The 19,597-nt window shown below is 46.8% G+C and carries 19 protein-coding genes; 4 read left to right on the forward strand and 15 right to left on the reverse strand.

From position 1 onward, the window contains the following. Nucleotides 1-142: 142 nt before the first annotated feature. Complete coding sequence (locus tag BM331_RS11570) at nt 143-481, reverse strand: hypothetical protein (RefSeq protein ID WP_143100918.1); 339 nt, start codon at nt 479-481, stop codon at nt 143-145. A gap of 141 nt (nt 482-622) precedes the next feature. Between BM331_RS11570 and BM331_RS11785 the strand changes: the two genes are divergently transcribed. Both BM331_RS11785 and BM331_RS02690 read left to right on the forward strand, forming a co-directional pair. Beyond that, nucleotides 623-991: a hypothetical protein gene (locus BM331_RS11785; RefSeq protein ID WP_074926845.1), complete on the forward strand. Its 369-nt coding sequence runs from the start codon at nt 623-625 to the stop codon at nt 989-991. Nucleotides 992-1,284: 293 nt separating this feature from the next. Further along, the gene (locus BM331_RS02690) at nt 1,285-1,788 is read left to right on the forward strand and encodes a methylated-DNA--[protein]-cysteine S-methyltransferase (RefSeq protein ID WP_074926847.1); all 504 of its coding nucleotides are present in this window, start codon (nt 1,285-1,287) and stop codon (nt 1,786-1,788) included. On the opposite strand, the gene rsmA is transcribed toward BM331_RS02690, so the two are convergent. The 4 genes from rsmA to BM331_RS02710 form a co-directional block, all read right to left on the reverse strand. Beyond that, complete coding sequence (gene rsmA, locus BM331_RS02695) at nt 1,781-2,551, reverse strand: 16S rRNA (adenine(1518)-N(6)/adenine(1519)-N(6))-dimethyltransferase RsmA (RefSeq protein WP_074926849.1); 771 nt, start codon at nt 2,549-2,551, stop codon at nt 1,781-1,783. The two genes, BM331_RS02690 and rsmA, sit on opposite strands and share 8 nt — an antisense overlap. Nucleotide 2,552: 1 nt before the next feature. Further along, the gene (gene pdxA / locus BM331_RS02700) at nt 2,553-3,590 is read right to left on the reverse strand and encodes a 4-hydroxythreonine-4-phosphate dehydrogenase PdxA (protein WP_074926851.1); all 1,038 of its coding nucleotides are present in this window, start codon (nt 3,588-3,590) and stop codon (nt 2,553-2,555) included. A 72-nt stretch (nt 3,591-3,662) separates the two neighbouring features. After that, the gene (locus BM331_RS02705; RefSeq protein WP_256214790.1) at nt 3,663-4,958 is read right to left on the reverse strand and encodes a peptidylprolyl isomerase; all 1,296 of its coding nucleotides are present in this window, start codon (nt 4,956-4,958) and stop codon (nt 3,663-3,665) included. A gap of 44 nt (nt 4,959-5,002) precedes the next feature. Continuing rightward, the gene (locus BM331_RS02710; RefSeq protein ID WP_074926854.1) at nt 5,003-7,183 is read right to left on the reverse strand and encodes an LPS-assembly protein LptD; all 2,181 of its coding nucleotides are present in this window, start codon (nt 7,181-7,183) and stop codon (nt 5,003-5,005) included. A 230-nt stretch (nt 7,184-7,413) separates the two neighbouring features. On the opposite strand from BM331_RS02710, the gene BM331_RS02715 reads away from it, so the two are divergent. Both BM331_RS02715 and BM331_RS11790 read left to right on the forward strand, forming a co-directional pair. Next, nucleotides 7,414-9,348, forward strand: coding sequence for a DNA repair helicase YoaA (locus tag BM331_RS02715; RefSeq protein WP_074927430.1), 1,935 nt, complete (start codon nt 7,414-7,416; stop codon nt 9,346-9,348). A 42-nt stretch (nt 9,349-9,390) separates the two neighbouring features. Next, a complete protein-coding gene (locus BM331_RS11790) occupies nt 9,391-9,534 on the forward strand; it encodes a hypothetical protein (protein WP_177217823.1) in 144 nt (47 codons plus the stop codon). A 62-nt stretch (nt 9,535-9,596) separates the two neighbouring features. Here the strand turns inward: BM331_RS11790 and BM331_RS02720 are convergent, their stop codons facing one another. The 10 genes from BM331_RS02720 to BM331_RS02765 form a co-directional block, all read right to left on the reverse strand. Further along, nucleotides 9,597-10,865, reverse strand: a complete 1,269-nt coding sequence (locus tag BM331_RS02720; protein WP_074926856.1) for an esterase — start codon at nt 10,863-10,865, stop codon at nt 9,597-9,599. Then, nucleotides 10,858-12,156, reverse strand: a complete 1,299-nt coding sequence (gene purD, locus BM331_RS02725; RefSeq protein WP_074926858.1) for a phosphoribosylamine--glycine ligase — start codon at nt 12,154-12,156, stop codon at nt 10,858-10,860. The genes BM331_RS02720 and purD overlap by 8 nt, the downstream gene beginning before the upstream one ends. Nucleotides 12,157-12,219: 63 nt before the next feature. Further along, complete coding sequence (gene purH / locus BM331_RS02730) at nt 12,220-13,782, reverse strand: bifunctional phosphoribosylaminoimidazolecarboxamide formyltransferase/IMP cyclohydrolase (protein WP_074926860.1); 1,563 nt, start codon at nt 13,780-13,782, stop codon at nt 12,220-12,222. 9 nt (nt 13,783-13,791) lie between these two features. Further along, nucleotides 13,792-14,034: a helix-turn-helix domain-containing protein gene (locus BM331_RS02735; RefSeq protein ID WP_074926862.1), complete on the reverse strand. Its 243-nt coding sequence runs from the start codon at nt 14,032-14,034 to the stop codon at nt 13,792-13,794. After that, nucleotides 14,031-15,044 (reverse strand): tRNA dihydrouridine synthase DusB, encoded by a 1,014-nt coding sequence (dusB, locus tag BM331_RS02740; protein ID WP_074926863.1) that lies wholly within the window; start codon nt 15,042-15,044, stop codon nt 14,031-14,033. The genes BM331_RS02735 and dusB overlap by 4 nt, the downstream gene beginning before the upstream one ends. Nucleotides 15,045-15,219: 175 nt before the next feature. After that, nucleotides 15,220-16,395 carry an FAD-dependent monooxygenase gene (locus BM331_RS02745; RefSeq protein WP_074926865.1) on the reverse strand — a complete coding sequence of 392 codons (1,176 nt, stop codon included), beginning with the start codon at nt 16,393-16,395 and terminating at the stop codon, nt 15,220-15,222. Nucleotides 16,396-16,459: 64 nt separating this feature from the next. Next, nucleotides 16,460-17,758, reverse strand: a complete 1,299-nt coding sequence (gene hisD / locus BM331_RS02750) for a histidinol dehydrogenase (RefSeq protein WP_074926867.1) — start codon at nt 17,756-17,758, stop codon at nt 16,460-16,462. 18 nt (nt 17,759-17,776) lie between these two features. Beyond that, entirely contained in the window at nt 17,777-18,427 is a 651-nt protein-coding gene (hisG, locus tag BM331_RS02755; RefSeq protein WP_074926869.1) for an ATP phosphoribosyltransferase, read from the reverse strand. Between the two features lie 9 nt (nt 18,428-18,436). Then, nucleotides 18,437-19,075: a superoxide dismutase gene (locus tag BM331_RS02760; RefSeq protein ID WP_074926870.1), complete on the reverse strand. Its 639-nt coding sequence runs from the start codon at nt 19,073-19,075 to the stop codon at nt 18,437-18,439. Nucleotides 19,076-19,146: 71 nt separating this feature from the next. Beyond that, entirely contained in the window at nt 19,147-19,581 is a 435-nt protein-coding gene (locus BM331_RS02765; RefSeq protein WP_074926871.1) for an ExbD/TolR family protein, read from the reverse strand. Between the last annotated feature and the right edge of the window lie 16 nt (nt 19,582-19,597).

Below are 19,597 nucleotides of genomic sequence, written 5' to 3' on the forward strand. Positions count from 1 at the left end.
CAGCGAACATCGGTTGAATACTCAACCTCACCATCAGGATCAACCCTGAACACACGACCATCATTGAGGACAGGTAAATCGCCACCGATATAATCCTGGCGGATGGTTGCGTAGTCGATGAAAACCGGAGAGACCTCCATGACTAAAAACAAGCAAATGTTTCAAAAATGGGACTAACTTTACGTGTTACTGGGACGTAAAGTCTTTCGGGGGGATGCGGGCGCTTCGCGTCCCCCCGCACTCCCCCCTCCTCCAACGATCCGTTTTTGACGTTCGAATACCAAAAATCAAGTACAGAAAGCAGGGCAAAAATCTGGCCGGGCGGCAGCGAGTTTGTATCGTCAAGCGCAGAGAGGTAGCAGCGGGCGGCGAAGTGATTACCGGGTTTGGTGATGTTGCGCAGCAGAAAGCCGAAAATACTGTACTGCAATGACAATTGATTAAGTGCCGGATATGGCGTAATGCTTGATTCTATTGACATTTCCCCTTACCCTAATAACCTTGTTGCAAATGAGGCTATTGTTTGATGTAGAATACGGATCAGACAAAATTGAGCCGTACAAAATTTTGTCTGATCGGAAAGTATAGTACAAAATTTTGTCTGTCAAGAGAGAAAAAGAAAATGGAAATGAAAACTTACATAGAAATGGGTGAAACCAAAGCTGGAAGCCAAATTGCGCTCGCTAAATACCTCGGACAATACGACAGCGGACTAAGAGCAGTAAAAGGCGGGAAAAAAGGACTACCAGACGCAGTATGTATAAAACTAGCGGACTACATAGGCGTAGACCGGCTGGAAGTGATCGCAGCAAGCAACCTAGTAACCGAAAAAGACGAAGAGCGGAGAGAAATTTTCAGAAGCTGCTTTGAGAAGTCAAAAGAAAGGGCAACGGCAACGATAATAGGCAGCTTAGTCATTTCACTGCTAACCCTCGCCCCGCTTGAATCTAGAGAGGCCAGCAGCCCAGTCAATTTACATTATGACAAATAACAGACGCAGAACATTCAGAAGGAAGGTTGCGCCAGGTAACCTCAGAATGGACGCTATCAGGTATGTGTCCCGATTTGTTACAGAACAAATTCGAACAGGGTTACTGGTACATAATAATACTGAGTACAGATAGAAACAGAAGTTATAAAATCGTATAACGTGCTGTAAAATAATCATATTATGAATATAATTATTTTCACTTCTAAACAGAATACGAGGCACCATCAGATCGTCTTGTTGCCACTATGAATTGTCGAATTAGCGCGTGATGATCATCCTGTAAGGAGCAAGCAATGAATTATTACACTGTTATGGAAAGCCCCATTGATCCGCTGTTGCTCACAAGCGATGGTGAATTTCTCACGGGGCTGTATATGGAAAAGGAAGCTCAGAAGCTGCTATCCGGCATGAAAGATGATTGGCAACAGGATGAAAATGCCGTTCCTTTCAAGGAAACTATTGCTCAGCTATATGCCTATTTTGCCGGGGAGCTGCATGAATTTGATCTGCCATTGAAAGCAACTGGCACACCTTTTCAGGAAATGGTCTGGCAGGCATTAACTTCTATTCCTTATGGCAAGACAGTCAGCTACAAGGATATTGCCGAGCACGTTCATCTGCCCAAAGCTGCGCGTGCGGTGGGAATGGCAAACGGTCGTAACCCTATTTCCATTATTATTCCCTGTCATCGCGTCATTGGCGCCAATGGTAAACTAACCGGATACGGGGGCGGCATTCACCGTAAAGAATGGTTACTTGGGCACGAGCACGAGGATAAGCAAACTACTCTCATCTGATTTCGTAGATGTGGCGGGTAATTGTTGAATATTGTTCAAGCGACAAGTTTTCTGCCCGCAGCCCTGGGTCAATCTCTAGCCGGTTAAAATCTTCGATGGCCAAATAATGGCGCAGCGTATTACGTAATGTTTTACGCCGTTGAGAAAACGCAGCCAGGACCAGTTCACCAAACAGTTTTTCCTGCTCAAATGGAATAACCGGTTCCACTCTTGGACGCATACTTACAATGGCAGACTGGACTCGCGGCGGTGGATTAAACGCTTCTGCGGGGACGATCAGCATTTGTTCCATTTCGAACCTGTTTTGCAGCATCAACGACAAACGCCCGTAATCTGACGTGGAAGGCTGTGCCACCATACGTTCCACTACTTCAAACTGTAACATGAAATGCATATCGGTAATCAGGTTGCTGAACTGGGACAGATGAAACAATAGTGGTGTGGAAATGTTGTAAGGCAGATTTCCAACGATTCGTAACCCCTTTCCCAGTGCTGAAAAATCAAATTTCAAAGCATCAACATTATGAATGATCAGTTTCTCAGCATAATTGCGGGATAGATAATCAACGATATCCCGGTCGATTTCAATAACTTGCAGCGCACCCAGGTTATTCAGTAACGGCTGGGTTAGTGCACCCAGTCCGGGTCCGATTTCAATTATTTGATCGCCTGATAGCGGATGAATAATGTGAATAATCTCGGCAATGATGTGATGGTCAACCAGAAAGTGTTGGCCAAAACGCTTGCGGGGAATATGCCGCATGTTAGTTCTCGGGTTGTTGGCTTGTTTGTAGCGAGTTGTTTCTGGTGTTCCTGACGAGTGTCAACGCCATTTCGATCGCAGCATGCATGCTGCCAGGATCGGCCTGTCCGGTTCCGGCCAGCTCCAACGCCGTACCGTGATCTACTGATGTGCGAATAATGAGCATTCCCAAGCTAATATTTACACCATGACCAAAACTGGCATGTTTGAGTACCGGTAATCCCTGATCGTGATACATGGCAAAGATGCAGTCATATTCCTTGAGTTTAGAAGGATTAAACAGAGTATCCGCTGGCAACGGACCCAGCAGATTCATTCCTTCGCTACGTAGCTTTGTCAGCACTGGAATAATAATGTCGATTTCCTCTCGGCCAAGGTGGCCAGACTCTCCAGCATGGGGATTTAATCCGGCCACGGCAATGCATGGATTTTCAATTAAAAAACGCGTGACCAGATCATGATGAATAATGCGCAACTTTTGCTCCAATCGCTCAGGCGTAATCGCAGCAGAAACATCTTTAAGCGGCAAATGGGTTGTGGCAAGGGTAACGCGCATACCGCCACCGGCCAGCATCATGACGGCATGGCTGTTTGTCAGCTCTGACAGATATTCAGTATGCCCGGAGAATGGAATGCCTGATTCACTGATAATGCCTTTATGTACCGGCGCTGTGACTATAGCATCGGCTTTACGGGTGCTGCAGGCTGCTACCGCCAACTGTAATGTTGTCAGTACATAAGCTGCATTGCCAGCATCCAGCTGACCTGTTACCACCGGGTTTTTGACGGGCACATGCAGTACATGCAGGCAACCTGCTTTATGTGGAGGTAGACAAGACAAATCGTCAATTGAATCAACTTCCAATACTTGCAGAGGTAATCTCAGTTTTTCTGCGCGCTGTTGCAGCACGTTGCGATCGGCAATAACTGTCAGTTGATAAGGTAGATCCTGTTGTGCAACTTGCACACTTAAATCCGGGCCAATCCCGGCAGGTTCGCCGGCTGTTACCACCAGTCTGGGGATAGAAGCAATTGTCATGTTGGAGATGATTCAGCCAGTAAATCCAGCTTGTTCATAAGAAAGACTCCCTTGTTATTGCTATGTATTCGCTTAGCCACCTTCAATTTTATATTCCACATAGGCCTGATCTCTGAGTTGCTGCAACCATTCCTGCGCAACGGCGTCTGCCTTGCGTGCGTGGATGGTCTTGCGCGCTGTTTCACGCTGTTTTTGCTCGCTTATATCCTGTGAGCGGCGTTCAATAACCTTGATCAGATGCCAGCCAAAGGATGTGCGCACAGGCTGGCTGATTTGCCCTGGCAGCAATGCATTCATCGCCTGTTCAAATTCGGGCACAGTATCTCCTGGAGAAACCCAGCCGAGATCTCCTCCGGCAGATGCACTAGCATCTTCCGAATGCGCCTTGGCCATCTCCATAAAATCTGCTCCGTTATGAATGCGTTCCATGATTTGATCAATCAATTGGTGCGCGTCTTCTTCAGAAATTATTTCACTGACCTTGATTAAAATATGTTGCGCATGTGTTTGTTCGATAATCGTTACCGATTTCTCCTGTTGCCGGCGTTCGAGCAACTTAAGAATATGGAATCCGATCGGGCTGCGTACCACTGGAGTAATTTCTCCCGGTTGCATTTGCAACAGCAATTCGGCAAAAGGTGAACCTATCTGGCCAAGCGGGCGCCAGCCAAGTTCACCTCCCTGCATCGCATCCGTTGCATCGGAATACTCAGCAGATACCTGTGCAAAACTAATGCCTTGCCGGAGATCTTCATAGGCTGCCTCGGCACGTTTGTGGCGTATATCGATCTGTGCCTCATCCATCTGTTCTGAAGTCTGCACCAGGATATGCGCAATGCGATACTCTTCGTTGGCCGCCGGTGAGTTGGCCTGATTTTCCAGAAAGTTGTCGATTTCACTCTCGGTTACGTTGACACGGCTATTTATTTCTTGTTCTTTCAGTCGGGATATCAGGATTTCATCGCGGATTTCATCCTGAAACAGGTTTAAATTAGTCCCTTCCTGCAAAAGCACCTGCCGGAACTCATCCATGGTGAGGTGGTTATCCTGAACAATCCGGCGCAGGGTTTGATCAAGATCGTTATCACTAACAGATAGCCCGACTTCCTTGGCGCGTTGCAATTGTATTCGTTTGGTAATCAGGCGCTCCAGCAACTGTTTCTCCAGAATCTCCATGCTGGGCAACTGTGTATTTTGTTTCCGCAATTGCTGGATCGTATTTTGCAGCAGCTCGTCAGTTTCCTGCTGAGTGATCACCTCCTCATTGACTACAGCCACAATACGATCAATTGGTCTGATGTCGTTTCCGGAAGGGGGATTTTGTGCGGAAACATTTATCGCCCACATGGTGATAAAAGCTCCGATCAATGCGAATTTTCCAAATTTTGACTGTATAAACCGGCTTAATCGGGTCATTGCAAATCTGTCCTCACGTAACCTGGAATGCTCTGTTGCAGCACACGTATCGGATTGGTACCGATTCTCATTAAATCGTTCAATTCCAGCTGAACGAAAATATTAGTTGAGGTTTTTTGTGTTGCCGTCGTAAAGCGGCTGGCCACCAGGCGCAGTGACCAACAGCAGGCGTTATATTCAAGACCCAGCAGGCCGGCAAGCAGCTTGTCATTTTTCAAGGAATAATTGATGGCAGCAAAGCCCTGCCATTTTTTCAGGAAAGGCCACTGAGTAGACAAGTCAACCTGTTCCAGGATGTCCCTGGTAAAACGATAGCCAGCGTTTACAATCTGACCTGGAGCCGGGTTATAGCTGATGCCGGTACGAATTTTTTCTATCAGCAGGTTATTCTGGTTAAGTTGTATTCCTGCATCAGTCTTGAAATGCTGTGCAAGACTGCCGGAAAGTTCTGCAATAAAATCGGATCCTGCCCTTGTGACTTGGGGTGAGGTTAGTAAGACCCGACGATCGCTGAAACGAATTCTTTGCCCTACAGAAAAGCGCAGGCGCTCATTACCGGTCGCCGAATGAATCAAGCGTGAGCTCATTGCCAGTGTAATTTCATTGGCATCATTGATCCGATCTTCACCACTAAACCTTTTTTCCATGAACAGCTGGGCAAAACTGAAGTCCATTTCTGCCGAATCAAAGTTGGGTAACAGCCGCTGTTCCCTGTATGGAATATAGGTGTAAAAAACGCGTGGCTCCAGGGTTTGAATGAAATTCCCTCCCCCTAATGTCATATCACGCTCCAGTACCACGCCACTATCCAGGCTGAATATCGGTACAGATCGGTCAAGATGCTTATCATTTGCGCCTGGAAAGGCCGGTGTATTCAAATCATATTTTGTATAGTGCAGCCCCACCCGTGGTCGGATGAAACCAAAGGAATTTTCTAATGGCAAGGCAACACTGGGGAATGCTGTGAAACGTAAGCCATGTGGTAATGTCGGGTGAGAAAAGTACGTAAAACTACTGGCAAGGTCAAAATCCAGGCCATAGACATTACTTTTCACCGCGTTCAGTGTAAATCGCGGCAGAATTTTGAAGGGTGAAATAATGGGCGCCCTGGGGTCCTGAACCGTCTGAAATTGTTGAACGAGTGTACTGAATGTGAGCATACCATTGCGTCCCAAGTCACTGAAATAACTTGCTGTTGCCTGCTGCAGCAGGTTGACTTGAGAGGTAAACAGAATATTGTTACCCAGATCCCGGAAATAATTATGGTCAGATACCCGGTTGTAGTTCAGCGCCCCGAACCACCCGGATCCAAGAAATTGGGCGTGATTAAACTGTAAGCCATAGCGCGTTGTATCGGTTACCAGATCATTCGGCAAATAATCAAACTGTAAACGTCCCCCGAGTCCCTTTCCAATGTAGCGGAACTCGTTATCCAGCATGACACCACGCCTGCTCATGAGGCGCGGCGTAATCGTGGCATCATAATTGGGCGCAATATTCCAGTAAAAAGGAACTGATACTTCGACTCCGCTTCTGCTTGTGTTGCCCATAATAGGCGATAGAAAGCCAGTTTTTCGTTCCTTACTGAAGGAAAAGTTCATCCACGGCAGGTAAAGAATCGGTACATCCTTGAACTGGATTGAAGCATGGCGTGCAGTTCCCACTTTTTTTTCATTGTCTATTTCCAGATCATCCGCCAGAATGTACCAGTCATGATTATCTTCTGGGCAAGTGGTATAGCGCGCTTTCTTGATTCTGTAATGATTTTCTCCTTCCAGCAGCAGCAGGTTTCCACTGCCCCGCCCACTCCCACCCTTGAGAGCGTAGCGAGGATCGCGCAACTTGCCAATATCGGTCTGCAGATTCATCTGCAGGAAGGTACCCCACAGCGTATCGTCAGGACGCTCAAGCAGTGCATTACCCTCCACTTCCACATCTTCTGTATCCTGATAATATTTAACGCGATCGGCTGATAATGTCTGATCACCACGACGCATCCGCACGCTGCCGGTTGCCTCAATTTCCTGCTGATAATGCCCATCGATCCGATCTGCCTCGATATGAACCGGTTGAGATTTGCCCGATCCGGATAATTGCTCCGCATTTACGAATCTAAGCGGCAGTAGCAACAACAGACAGATGTACAGTATTAAACGTAATTTTGACAGAAGACTCATTCAGGACCAGGGCTTAAATGGATTTTTCTGGATGTCTTTTAATAAAGGCACCATTATCCGGCAATTATCTCGGGTGGATAATCGGAACAAAGGTCTGGTTGCTGGTGATTTTGGATATATTCAGGTAAAAACACAGTTACACTTTAAAGCAGGAAATACGTCAAGGAAGGACATTTCCACATATTTTGATTAATTCTTTGCATAACTCGATTGTTTCAATGTCCGATTTGATGCCTGAATTGAGCACCATTTTTTCAGCTGATGGCATGCTCGCCCGCAATATACCAGACTATCGCCCACGCACCCAGCAGCTGGAGATGGCACAAGCTATCGCATGCGCAATAGAGAACCAGGAAATTCTGGTTGCCGAAGCGGGCACGGGTACAGGAAAAACCTTTGCCTACCTGGTGCCGGCATTATTGTCGGGAGGGAAAGTTATTTTATCCACCGGCACCAAGACATTGCAGGATCAACTTTTCCAGCGTGATATCCCAACTATACGTGCTGCGCTGAAAGTTCCAGTAACAGTTGCACTATTAAAAGGACGTGTCAATTATATCTGCCATTATCATCTTGAACGCACACTGAATTCGGATCACGTTCACTTTGCTAACCGTACTGAAGTGAAATATCTCAATCTGATTGAACGGTATGCCAATACCAGCAGTCACGGTGATAAAAGCGGGCTGGATAAAGTACCGGAACAGGCGGCTATCTGGCAGCATGTTACTTCCACGCGAGAAAACTGTCTGGGATCAGATTGCCCGCATTATCGACAGTGCTTTGTCATGGAAGCGCGCAAACGTGCATTATCCGCAGATATGATTGTCGTCAATCATCATCTGTTTTTTGCGGATGTCATGCTGCGAGATGAAGGTTTGTCCGAATTACTGCCCGCCTGTAATACCGTGATATTTGATGAAGCACATCAGTTGCCGGAAGTGGCCAGTCTGTTTTTTGGTGAATCAATCAGCACTGGCCAGATAGCGACTCTGGTGCGCGACACCCATACCGAGGCTCTACTCGTTGCGCGGGAATTTACGCCGTTGTTTGATGCGCTGGCTGCAGCAGAAAAAGCTGCACTGGATATCTTACCGATAATCACTGAAAAGCATGCGCGCCTCTCTTTCGCAACTGCCGTACAACGGCCTGGATTCAGTGAGGCGCGACAAGTACTACAGGAAAAACTGGTACAACTGGCCAGTTTGCTTGAAACCCAGGCTGTTCGATCTCAAGAATTACAAAATTGCTGGCTGCGAGCACAAGCTATTCTGAACAAAATCAGACAATGGCACGAACAATCCGAATCCGGCAAAATTATCAGCTGGATTGAGACCTACAGCCAAAGCCTGCAATTCAATACCACGCCTTTATCTATCGCGGAAACATTCAGCAGGCAGCTCAGTACCACAGTACGTGCGTGGATCTTTACCTCTGCTACGCTATCAGTCAAAAAGGATTTTTCCCATTACAATCGAATGATGGGGATGGTTGAAGCTAAAACTGCCAGCTGGGATAGCCCGTTTGATTTCCCTAATCAGGCACTGCTTTATGTGCCGACTCAGTTGCCTGATCCAAACACACAGTATTACACCGAGAGCATCATTCAGGCAGTGTTGCCGGTAATTAAGGCCAGCCGTGGACGAGCATTCATTTTATGTACTAGTTTGCGCAACATGCAGCAGATCCATGAGTTACTGCAGGATGCGTTCGAGCAGGAGCAACTCGAATATCCGTTATTGTTGCAAGGAGAAGAAACCCGCTCTGCCCTCCTGAATCAATTTCGTAAACTGGGCAATGCTGTTCTGGTGGGCAGCCAATCCTTCTGGGAAGGTGTGGATGTACGTGGCCGCGCACTTTCACTGGTCATCATTGACCGGCTACCCTTTGCCTCACCAGATGATCCGGTGTTATCTGCCCGCATCGAGAAATATACGCAGGAAGGTCGTAATGCGTTTATGGAATACCAGCTGCCACATGCAATTATCAATTTAAAACAGGGTGCTGGTCGGCTGATACGAGATGAGTATGATCGGGGGGTATTAATGATTTGTGATCCGCGCCTGATATCTAAACCCTACGGCAAACGAGTCTGGCAAAGTCTACCACCGATGAAACGCACCCGTGATCTGGATGAAGTAACTCACTTTCTGGCTACTGTTTAATGTCATTCCATTCCAATTGTTTATCTTTGTTGGACTGCACTATTGGCGTACCATACCTCACAGGAACACGCATCAGACAATTACGGGGATGATATTCACTACAAGGACTATCTGCTGTACGCCTATTTACAGCAAGGTGAAACCGAGAAAGCACGCACCATTGTGCAAGAAATCAAGAAATCCTGACTGCTTTATGACGGCCAAAGTTGCGTACGACACTCGCTGCAGGCAGGCTTCCAGGGTGCGCTTTATTCCGCAGCAGACACAACAATCAACATGCGAATGAATTCCATGATTTCAGGGCGAAACACATCGTTATGATCTGTAATCAATCGCTTATCGACTTTTACATTCAGGTAGGGATTATGAATTACTGTGCGCCCCAGACTTGTTAACTCTGTTCTGCCAAATTGTAGTGATTCTTCTGGTAGTTGACTCTCCCAGATAGTTCTGGCTTGATCATAAGCCGGCTCTATGCTTGCGCTGACAGGATGCAACTCATGACTTTGTAAAGGCTCAAAATGACCCACCGCCTGACGGTCAGCCGCGCCTTCACTATAGGAAAGTGGCAGATTGCAATCGTTACGATTGATTGTGCCGTGAGTTTCGAAGAGGGTTGAGAAAATCCGGCCAGCAGGAAAAGCATACTTAGTCGCGTAATCAGCTTCAGAGGTCAGAATAACCAATCGTGGCGGTTGATTCTGGAAGTAGCTGCAGCGTGCCTGTGCCAGATCATAAAGAGGCGCATATTTGAGCGCTTCAAAGGCCGGATTAAGCAAGACCACAAGATCCCCAAACCCTTCCGCATTACCGACATAGTTCTTGTTGCCAGCGCTGTTGACAAAGCGATCAGCGAGAATCTGGGCGGTAGCACTATAAACTGCTGCACCACCAAGGCTATGTCCTATGACCACAAGACGACTTTTTACCGGTGGTTCCTGCGTATTCTTGACATTGCGAATCTCTTCCAGCCGCAACAGCAGTTCAGTCATCCCAAGATATCCCACTTCATGTGCCGTATTCTTGCGATCCCAGAAAGTAGCATCCTTCACCAGCGGCATATCAATTGATTCCCCACGCCAACCGACATAAACACCCACGACTCTGCGCGGTGTTCTGCCTGAATGCAGTTGATTCTCAACCTTGCTAAGCTCGGCCAGACTGTGTTTGAAACTTTCTATATTGGCATCACCCGGATCGGCATTATGATGCCAGCCATGCACAAAAACATTGATTAACAGACTTTCTTTTGAAGCTAATGTGTACAACACACTCAGCAGTGCCTGCATTTGCGCACGGTTACGAAGTTGCCCCTGATCATCAATTTCGACAAAACCGAGCAAATATTCCTGATTTGTTTCCTCGTTGTGCTCCTGGATAGAATGAGATTCACATAATTCTTGAGCTGCTACCACACAACTGCTGAAGTTGTTGTGGTAGATTTCATTAGAGGCACAAGCAGATAGCAGCAATGCAAACGATGCAGTCAGCAACAATTTTGTAGCTGTATCATTCATTTCTCAATCCACGATGCCCAATATCCTGCCGCATCTGACAGCCATCGAAATGAATACTTTCTGCAATAGCATAAGCGCGTAACCGTGCCTGCCGGATGTCTTCACCCAAAGCAGTCACCCCCAGCACCCGCCCGCCAGCAGTCAGGATTTCCTTGGAATTTCCACTACTGATGGTGGTTCCGGCATGAAAAATGTGAGATCTATCATTCACATCCTGATTCTCTATAATTATATCCAGGCCGTGAATAACATCATTTTTCCGTGGACTGTCAGGATAGCCTTGTGCTGCCATCACGACACATAATGCAACTCCGGGATCCCACTCAACATTGACTTGATCCAGTGTGCCATTAACTGCATGATCCAGCAGAGAAAATAAATCAGTTTTCAGTCGCAGCATGATGACTTGAGTTTCCGGATCACCCAGGCGACAGTTGAATTCCAGCACCCTGATGTCGCCCTGAGATGAAATCATCAATCCTGCATAAAGAAACCCGGTATAAGGTTGTGATTGTTGTGCCATCCCTTCGATCACGGGCATGATGACTTCCCGCATTATTTTTTCATGCAGGTCAGGGGTAATAACCGGTGCGGGAGAATAGGCACCCATGCCACCCGTGTTGGGCCCTTCATCATTATCCAGCAAACGTTTGTGATCCTGACTGGTGGCTAGAGGCACGGTATTCTGCCCATCTGACAAGACAATAAAACTGGCTTCCTCCCCTTCCAGATATTCTTCAATCAAGATATGTGCCCCTGCAGCCCCTAATTTATTATCTATCAGCATGGTATCGACAGCTGCATGCGCTTCATCCAATGTCTGCGCGACAATCACCCCCTTACCGGCTGCCAATCCGTCAGCCTTGATGACAACAGGTAGAACATGCTGATCAAGATAGCGATGGGCAGCAGCAGCGTCGCTAAATGTTTCACTGGCAGCGGTTGAAATACCGTGGCTAAGCATGAATGCTTTGGCAAAGCTTTTGGAGCCTTCCAGCCGCGCGGCATTCCGGGTTGGTCCGAATATTTTCAGACCTGCAGTCTGAAAGGTATCAACGATACCATCCGTCAGTGGTGCTTCCGGGCCCACTACAGTCAAATCAATTTTTTCCTGCCGGGCAAATACCAGCAAATCAGAAATAGAAGTTACCGGAATATTTTCCAACTTGGCTTCCAGTGCTGTTCCGGCATTGCCAGGTGCGACAAAAACCTTCTTGACCAATGGAGATTGAGCTAGTTTCCATGCCAGAGCATGCTCTCTGCCGCCACTGCCGATCACAAGTAATTTCATCTGGCTATCTGAATAGAATTTAAGGATACAAGTTGATGAGAAGCAAGAAAAAAACGTAATCTGCTAGTGTCTAAAATGTCTGACACCGGTAAAGATCATGGCTATCCCTTGTTCGTTGGCGGCAGCGATGATTTCTTCATCGCGAATACTGCCACCTGGTTGGATGACAGCCTTGGCACCTGCCTGGGCGAGCACATCCAGTCCATCCCGAAACGGAAAAAATGCATCCGATGCAACGACAGATCCATGCAAATCAAGATGAGCCTGTTCTGCCTTAATTGAAGCAATACGGGCACTGTCCACCCGACTCATCTGTCCGGCACCAATGCCAAGTGTCTGGCCATTGCTACAAAATACAATGGTGTTGGATTTGACAAACTTTGCCACTCGCCATGCAAATAGGCAATCCTCAATTTGTGCATCCGTTGGCTTTATTTGTGTCACCATTCGTAACTGATTAACCGTGATATTAAGATCGTCCGGTGTCTGAACCAGCAAGCCACCATCCACACGCTTCAGATCATATAGATTGTCATGCGCGCCCAGTGGAACAGTCAGCACCCGGATATTGGATTTACCTGTCAGAAGTTGTCTGGCTTCTATGCTGAATTCTGGTGCAACAATCACTTCCACAAATTGTTGCAATACTGCTTTAGCCAGATCAGCCTCGACTGTACGGTTAATCGCAATAATGCCACCAAAAGCTGATACCGGGTCGGTAGTAAATGCTTTCTCATAAGCAGCAAGTGGATTATCAGCAATGGCTACACCACAGGGATTGGCATGCTTGATAATAACGCAGGCGGGTTTATCGAAAGTTCTGACACATGCCCACGCCGCGTCGGTATCAGCAATATTGTTATAGGACAACTCCTTCCCCTGGAGCTGGTTATAGCCTGCCAGACTGCCTGTTATATCTGCTGTATCGCGATAAAACGCTGCCTGCTGATGGGGATTTTCTCCATAACGCAAGGGTTGAGTTAATGTAAAGCTGAGATTGAATTGATCCGGAAATGGTTTGCGCTGTCCGGTTGCGGGTTCTAGTGCCGTTAGATAATTGCTGATTGCTCCATCGTAGCGTGCGGTATGGGAAAAAGCCTTTTGCGCTAATTTGAAACGATAATCACGATCAACTGATCCGTTGTTTGATCGTATTTGTTCCAGCAGTGGCTCATAATCCTGCGGGTCGGTTACAACGGCAACCCGCTGAAAATTCTTGGCTGCTGCCCGGATCATGGTAGGCCCGCCGATATCAATGTTCTCGATTGCCTCTTCAACTGTACAGCCTTGCCGAGCGATTGTGCTGGCAAACGGATACAGATTAACCACTACCAGATCAATCACTGGAATCTGTGCCTGCGCCATTGCCTGCTGATGCACAGGCAAATCCATCCTGGCAAGAATTCCTGCGTGCACCTTGGGATGCAGCGTCTTAACCCGTCCATCCAGCATTTCAGGGAAACCCGTGTAGTCGCTCACTTCTATGACGGGAATACCCACTTCCTGCAACAATTTTGCAGTCCCGCCAGTTGAAAGAATCACAATATCGAATTGATGCAGAACTGAGGCCAGCTCAACCACGCCTGTTTTATCTGAAACACTGATGAGTGCTTGTTTAATACACATTTGAAAAAATTATCCGATCTGATGTTTGGTTAGTCGGTTACGCAAGGTATTGCGATTGATGCCAAGTAGTTCAGCCGCCTTGCTTTGATTGCCTTGTGCATAATGCATGGCGACTTCTATTAATGGTTTTTCCACACTGCGTATCACTATTTCATAAATAGGGCATGGTTTCTCACCTTCTAGATCGCGAAAATAAGCTTCTACCGCTTTACGAACACAGAGCGCAATTTCATTTTCGTTAATAACAGTCATGCCTCAAGGATCTCTTCGTCAATATAGGTAAGTGTTTGGCTCCGATCAGCCTGCTCATGGAAAAACTGATGGGTAGCTGCCAATTGTTCCTCAACCGATGCAAGCTGGTTCATGGCATGGCGAAAAGCCGCAGAACCTGCCAACCCACGGGTATACCAGGAAATATGTTTACGAGCGATCCGTACGCCCGAATATTCACCGTAGAACTGATAAAGCTCTTGCAGATGATCAATTAAAACATGATGAATTTCAGCTACTTCAGGCAGAGGCAAAAAATTGTCGGTTGTCAGATAGTGATTAATTTCCCGAAAAATCCAAGGTCTGCCCTGGGCAGCACGACCTATCATGACAGCATCCACTCCCGTGTATTCAAGTACTTCTCTGGCCTTCTCCGGTGTATTGATATCGCCATTGGCAATCACTGGAATATTGATGGCCGCTTTGACGGTCGCGATGGTGTCGTACTCAGCCTGCCCCCGATAGGCACAAGCGCGTGTGCGCCCGTGTACAGCCAGCGCCTGGATACCTGCACTTTCAGCGATTTTAGCCACTGCAACTGCATTTTTATGCTGTGTATCCCAGCCAGTTCTGATTTTCAGGGTGACCGGAATATCCACCGCCTGCACGACTGCTTCAAGAATTTTGCTGACCAGATCTTCATCTTTCAGCAAAGCAGATCCTGCCATGACATTGCATATTTTTTTGGCTGGGCATCCCATATTGATATCAATGATTTCGGCACCATGATCCGCGTTGTGGCGCGCAGCCTGTGCCATCATAGCTGGATCAGCACCTGCAATCTGTACCGAAACCGGTTTCACCTCTCCCTCATGACAAGCACGGCGCAGGGTTTTTTCAGAGCCGTATAACAGAGAGTTACTGGAAACCATTTCAGACACCGCCATCGCAGCACCCATCCGTTTGCATAATTGTCGGAAAGGCCGATCTGTCACTCCTGCCATGGGGGCAACAATCAATTTGTTTTTAAGCGTATAGGAACCAATTTGCATAAACAGGTAAAGCCAGGTTAAAAATATCAGAAGAAAAATTCCATAGCTGCCAGCCAGTTTTAGCTGTTAATGAAATTTGGTGAAAATTATTGAATAAATCAGATCTGATTCCAATCCTGAACTGGATTATCGGATCTTTATAGCCATATCAACGTATTTTCGATTATTCGAGCAATCAATTTTTTGTACCGAATATCATTTGCCGTGCAACCAGACGTTTTACGGGCGGCAGGCAATCCAGAACGGTCAATCCTATTCCGTTACAAGTCTGTACCAGCGGCAAATCAGCTGTAAACAGTTTTATCAGAGAATCAGTAAACATTCTGCCAATATGTTTGTCACGTTGGCGCCGTTTGCTGTAGGCAGACAGCATTCTGCTTGATCCTGGCTCACCAGGCGCACCAGAAGGGGCGTGACTAATTTCACTGGCCAGCTCCCATGCGTCTCTCAATCCAAGATTAAAGCCCTGCCCGGCAACCGGATGGAGTGTTTGTGCAGCATTACCTATTATTACTGATCGATGGCCGATAATTGTTGACGCATGTTTGAGTATCAGCGGGAAACTTGATCGCTTACCTGCGTGAATAAAATTACCCAGACGATCTCCAAATTGTTCGTGTAAATGCAGCAAAAACAATCTGTCATCAAGCCTTAGTATTTTTTTTGCTTCGACAGTCGGCATTGTCCATACCAATGCATATTTATCGCCAGATGGCAGCAGTGCCAATGGCCCGTTCAGGGCAAAACGTTCAAAAGCTGTTCCTGATCGGGATGATTCGGTTTTAATGTTAGCCACAATCGCCGTATGTCGGTAGTCATGAACGTGATAACAGATGCCATCAATTTGCTCTGCAAGTTTTCCACCATCCGCCAGCACCAGCAATTTGGCTTGAACCTGTTTTTCCATCTCATTTTGTCGATACGTTATCCGGGCTTGCTGCTGACTTGTCTGTATGGTCGTAACCAGCGCATTTGTCCGGTATACGACACCGTAATCTCGCACGGATCGGCCCATGGTATGGTAAAGGTTGTGATAATTGACCACATAACCCAGTGCCGGAACTCCTGCATCATCAGGGGTAAGCACAGTATGGCCAAAATGACCACAATTCGAAATATGAATTGTGGTGATTGGCGTAGGTTGTGTCAGATTTTTCCAGATACCCAGGTGCTGCAGAATTAAACGGCTACCATATGAAAGAGCTAGCGGCCGCGGGTCGTCCACTTCCTCTGGTAGCTCACGTGCTTCAAGCAGCAAAATCGAGAGCTTATGTTCACGCAATGCCAATGCCAGAGCCATTCCAACCGGACCACCTCCAACAATGACAATATCGAATTGCTGATCAATCATGGCCGTTCATATTAAGCAGTAGAATCAAGCAGACAGGTTGATCACAGGCGTTTGAGCCTGTGATCTATCGATAACGGAACTCAGCAGATCTAGCGTGCGCCTCAAGCCCTTCCCCCTTTGCCAGAATGGATGCAATCTTGCCTAATCTGGATGCTCCCTCAGCTGAAACTTGAATCAGGCTGGTACGTTTCTGGAAATCATAAACACCCAGTGGAGAGGAAAAACGAGCTGTGCCAGAAGTAGGAAGCACATGGTTAGGGCCAGCACAATAATCTCCCAGTGCCTCACAGGTATATCGCCCAAGGAAAATTGCGCCAGCGTGCCGAATACTGTCTACCCATTGTTCTGGCTGATCAACGGATAACTCCAGATGTTCAGGTGCAATCCGGTTTGCGATCAAACAAGCTTCTTCCAGATCACGCACCTTGACTAATGCACCACGATTCTTCAGTGAAGCGTGGATAATCTCTCGGCGCGGCAGTGTATCAACCAATCTGACAATACTTTCTGCTACCGCATCCAGAAAGGCTTCATCCGGGCAAAGCAGAATTGATTGTGCCTGCTCGTCATGTTCGGCTTGCGAGAACAGATCCATCGCAATCCAGTCAGGATCGGTTTTTCCATCACATATCACCAGAATTTCTGATGGCCCTGCCAGCATATCAATTCCAACTTCTCCAAACACATGCCGCTTTGCCGTTGCTACATAGGCATTGCCAGGACCAACAATTTTATCCACTTTTGGAATAGTCGCCGTACCATAAGCCAGGGCACCGATTGCCTGCGCCCCCCCTATAGTAAAAACACGATCTACTTCACAAATTGCAGCCGCCGCCATTACCAGCGGATTTTTCTCTCCCCCTGGCGTTGGCGTTACCATAATCAATTCATTGACACCGGCAACCCGGGCGGGAATTGCGTTCATTAACACTGATGATGGGTAAGCGGCCTTGCCTCCGGGCACATAGAGCCCTACCCGATCCAACGCGGTAATTTTCTGTCCCAGCCGTGTGCCGTCCGGCTCAACATAATCCCATGATTGGGCTATTTGTTTTTCATGATAGGTGCGTATACGGAAAGCAGCCTGTTCCAAGGCATCACGCTGATCACCATGCAAGGATTTCAGGGCTGATTGCCACTGATCACGAGGCAATTCGATCTGGTCAATTTGGGTTATATCCAAGTTATCAAATCGACATGTAAGCTCAAGTAATGCCTCATCTCCATATTTTCTGATCTGGTTCAGAATATGAATCACAGTCCGATCAATCTCATCATCAAGAGATATTTCAAAATGCAATAGTGATTCAAGTTTCTCTTGAAAATGGGTATCCGAAGATGACAGCCGTCTGATTGGAGTCATGGTAATTTAAGAGTTGGGCTATATGTTTGCAGGAATTGCTGCATTAAACGCTTCCAGCAAAGGTTGTATCGTGGGATTTTTCAGCTTCAACGCCGCCTGATTTACAATCAGGCGAGCTGAGATTGGCATAATTTCCTCGACTGCTTGCAAACGATTTGCTTTGAGTGTTCCGCCAGTCGAAACCAGATCAACAATTGCATCCGCCAAGTCAACAAGCGGAGCAAGCTCCATTGAACCATATAATTTGATCAGATCGACATGCATCCCTTTTGCAGCAAAATGGCTGCGCGCAGTTTTGACATATTTGGTAGCCACACGCAAGCGTGCACCTTGAAAAACTGCTGAAGCGTAATCATAGCTGTCTCGCACTGCAACCATCATGCGACAGCGGGCGATTTTTAAATCCAGAGGCTGATATAGTCCGACTCCATCATGCTCCAGCAGCACATCTTTCCCGGCCACACCCAGATCAGCGGCACCATATTGCACGTAAGTCGGTACATCTGTAGCTCGCACCATGACAAGCCTGATATCGGGACGATTAGTCCCAATAATCAGCTTACGAGAAGTGTCCGGATCATCCAGCGGGACAATGCCAGCAGCTTTCAGAAACGGGATGGTATCCTCAAAGATTCGCCCTTTAGAAAGAGCTATAGTGATATCCGGCATTAACTGTTGTTATGCGAGATTTGCAGCAGCAAATTCCCAGTTAATCAATTTCTCGATTACTGTATTAACGTAATCAGGGCGACGATTCTGGAAATCCAGATAGTAAGCATGTTCCCACACATCAATCGTTAACAGAGGACGAATATTGCGAGTCAAAGGTGAATCCGCATTGCTTGTTTTGACAATGGATAATTTCGTTCCTTCTTGTACAAGCCAAGCCCAGCCGCTACCAAATTGTGTAATCGCTGCATTGGCAAATTCCTGTTTAAAGGCCTCTACGCTGCCGAATGCTTCTTCAATTTTCTGTTTTAATGCAGCAGGAGGCTCACCCCCCCCATTGGGACTGAGGCTGTTCCAGTAAAACATGTGGTTCCAAACCTGTGCTGCATTATTGAAAATCCCGATTTTATCAGCATGGTCAGCTGTGGCCGTAATAATCTGTTCCAGCGATTGCCCAGCAAATGGAGTGCCTGCAACGAGTTTATTCAGATTATCTACATAGCCTTTATGGTGTTTGCCGTAATGAAAACTTAATGTATGAGCAGAAATAACTGGTTCCAGCGCGTTATCCGCATAAGGAAGGGGAGGCAATACATATACATTACCTGATTGTGCTGCTTTCGAAAAATTATCCAGACTGGTACTCATTTTCTCTCCTTTATTTCTGAAAACAAATTTGAATAATGAAATCATACGATTGAATGTTATTAGTAAAAATGTTATTGGCTGGCGCCCGTAACTTCTGTAGTAAAAGTCACCTGATTATATCCAGCTGTTCTTGCAGCCTCCATAATCGTGATAACTGACTGATGAGTAGCTTTTGCATCAGCACTGATTACAATAACCGGGTTGTCCTGATCTCGGGCAGCTGATCGCAAGGCATCCCGCAAACCTTCAATGCTGGTGAATTTTATTGGACTATGGTTAATCGTATAGTCGCCCGCTGCACTGACTGATATATCAATCATCTTTGAAGCATCTGATGCGTGATCTTCTTCAGTAGCAGTTGCTTGTGGCAATGTTATTTCCAGCTCTGAAAACTTCGAGTAGGTAGTGGTAATTACCAGAAAAATAAGAATTACCAGTAGCACATCAATCATAGGGACGAGATTGATCTCGGGCTCTTCTTTTTTTTGTCCTCGCTGAAAATTCATTAGATTTTGGATATTA

Source organism: Nitrosomonas eutropha (assembly GCF_900116685.1).
GTDB classification, from domain to species: domain Bacteria; phylum Pseudomonadota; class Gammaproteobacteria; order Burkholderiales; family Nitrosomonadaceae; genus Nitrosomonas; species Nitrosomonas eutropha_A.

Excerpts from the sequence above, each read along its gene's own strand:
- BM331_RS02710 (WP_074926854.1), bottom strand. The coding sequence starts at position 7,183 with ATGAGTCTTCTGTCAAAATTACGTTTAATACTGTACATCTGTCTGTTG.
- BM331_RS02765 (WP_074926871.1), bottom strand. The coding sequence starts at position 19,581 with ATGAATTTTCAGCGAGGACAAAAAAAAGAAGAGCCCGAGATCAATCTC.
- BM331_RS02720 (WP_074926856.1), bottom strand. The coding sequence starts at position 10,865 with ATGAATGATACAGCTACAAAATTGTTGCTGACTGCATCGTTTGCATTG.
- purD (WP_074926858.1), bottom strand. The coding sequence starts at position 12,156 with ATGAAATTACTTGTGATCGGCAGTGGCGGCAGAGAGCATGCTCTGGCA.
- dusB (WP_074926863.1), bottom strand. The coding sequence starts at position 15,044 with ATGCAAATTGGTTCCTATACGCTTAAAAACAAATTGATTGTTGCCCCC.
- BM331_RS02760 (WP_074926870.1), bottom strand. The coding sequence starts at position 19,075 with ATGAGTACCAGTCTGGATAATTTTTCGAAAGCAGCACAATCAGGTAAT.
- BM331_RS02745 (WP_074926865.1), bottom strand. The coding sequence starts at position 16,395 with ATGATTGATCAGCAATTCGATATTGTCATTGTTGGAGGTGGTCCGGTT.
- rsmA (WP_074926849.1), bottom strand. The coding sequence starts at position 2,551 with ATGCGGCATATTCCCCGCAAGCGTTTTGGCCAACACTTTCTGGTTGAC.
- BM331_RS02715 (WP_074927430.1), top strand. The coding sequence starts at position 7,414 with ATGCCTGAATTGAGCACCATTTTTTCAGCTGATGGCATGCTCGCCCGC.
- BM331_RS11570 (WP_143100918.1), bottom strand. The coding sequence starts at position 481 with ATGTCAATAGAATCAAGCATTACGCCATATCCGGCACTTAATCAATTG.
- purH (WP_074926860.1), bottom strand. The coding sequence starts at position 13,782 with ATGTGTATTAAACAAGCACTCATCAGTGTTTCAGATAAAACAGGCGTG.
- BM331_RS02735 (WP_074926862.1), bottom strand. The coding sequence starts at position 14,034 with ATGACTGTTATTAACGAAAATGAAATTGCGCTCTGTGTTCGTAAAGCG.
- hisG (WP_074926869.1), bottom strand. The coding sequence starts at position 18,427 with ATGCCGGATATCACTATAGCTCTTTCTAAAGGGCGAATCTTTGAGGAT.
- BM331_RS02690 (WP_074926847.1), top strand. The coding sequence starts at position 1,285 with ATGAATTATTACACTGTTATGGAAAGCCCCATTGATCCGCTGTTGCTC.
- hisD (WP_074926867.1), bottom strand. The coding sequence starts at position 17,758 with ATGACTCCAATCAGACGGCTGTCATCTTCGGATACCCATTTTCAAGAG.
- pdxA (WP_074926851.1), bottom strand. The coding sequence starts at position 3,590 with ATGACAATTGCTTCTATCCCCAGACTGGTGGTAACAGCCGGCGAACCT.
- BM331_RS11785 (WP_074926845.1), top strand. The coding sequence starts at position 623 with ATGGAAATGAAAACTTACATAGAAATGGGTGAAACCAAAGCTGGAAGC.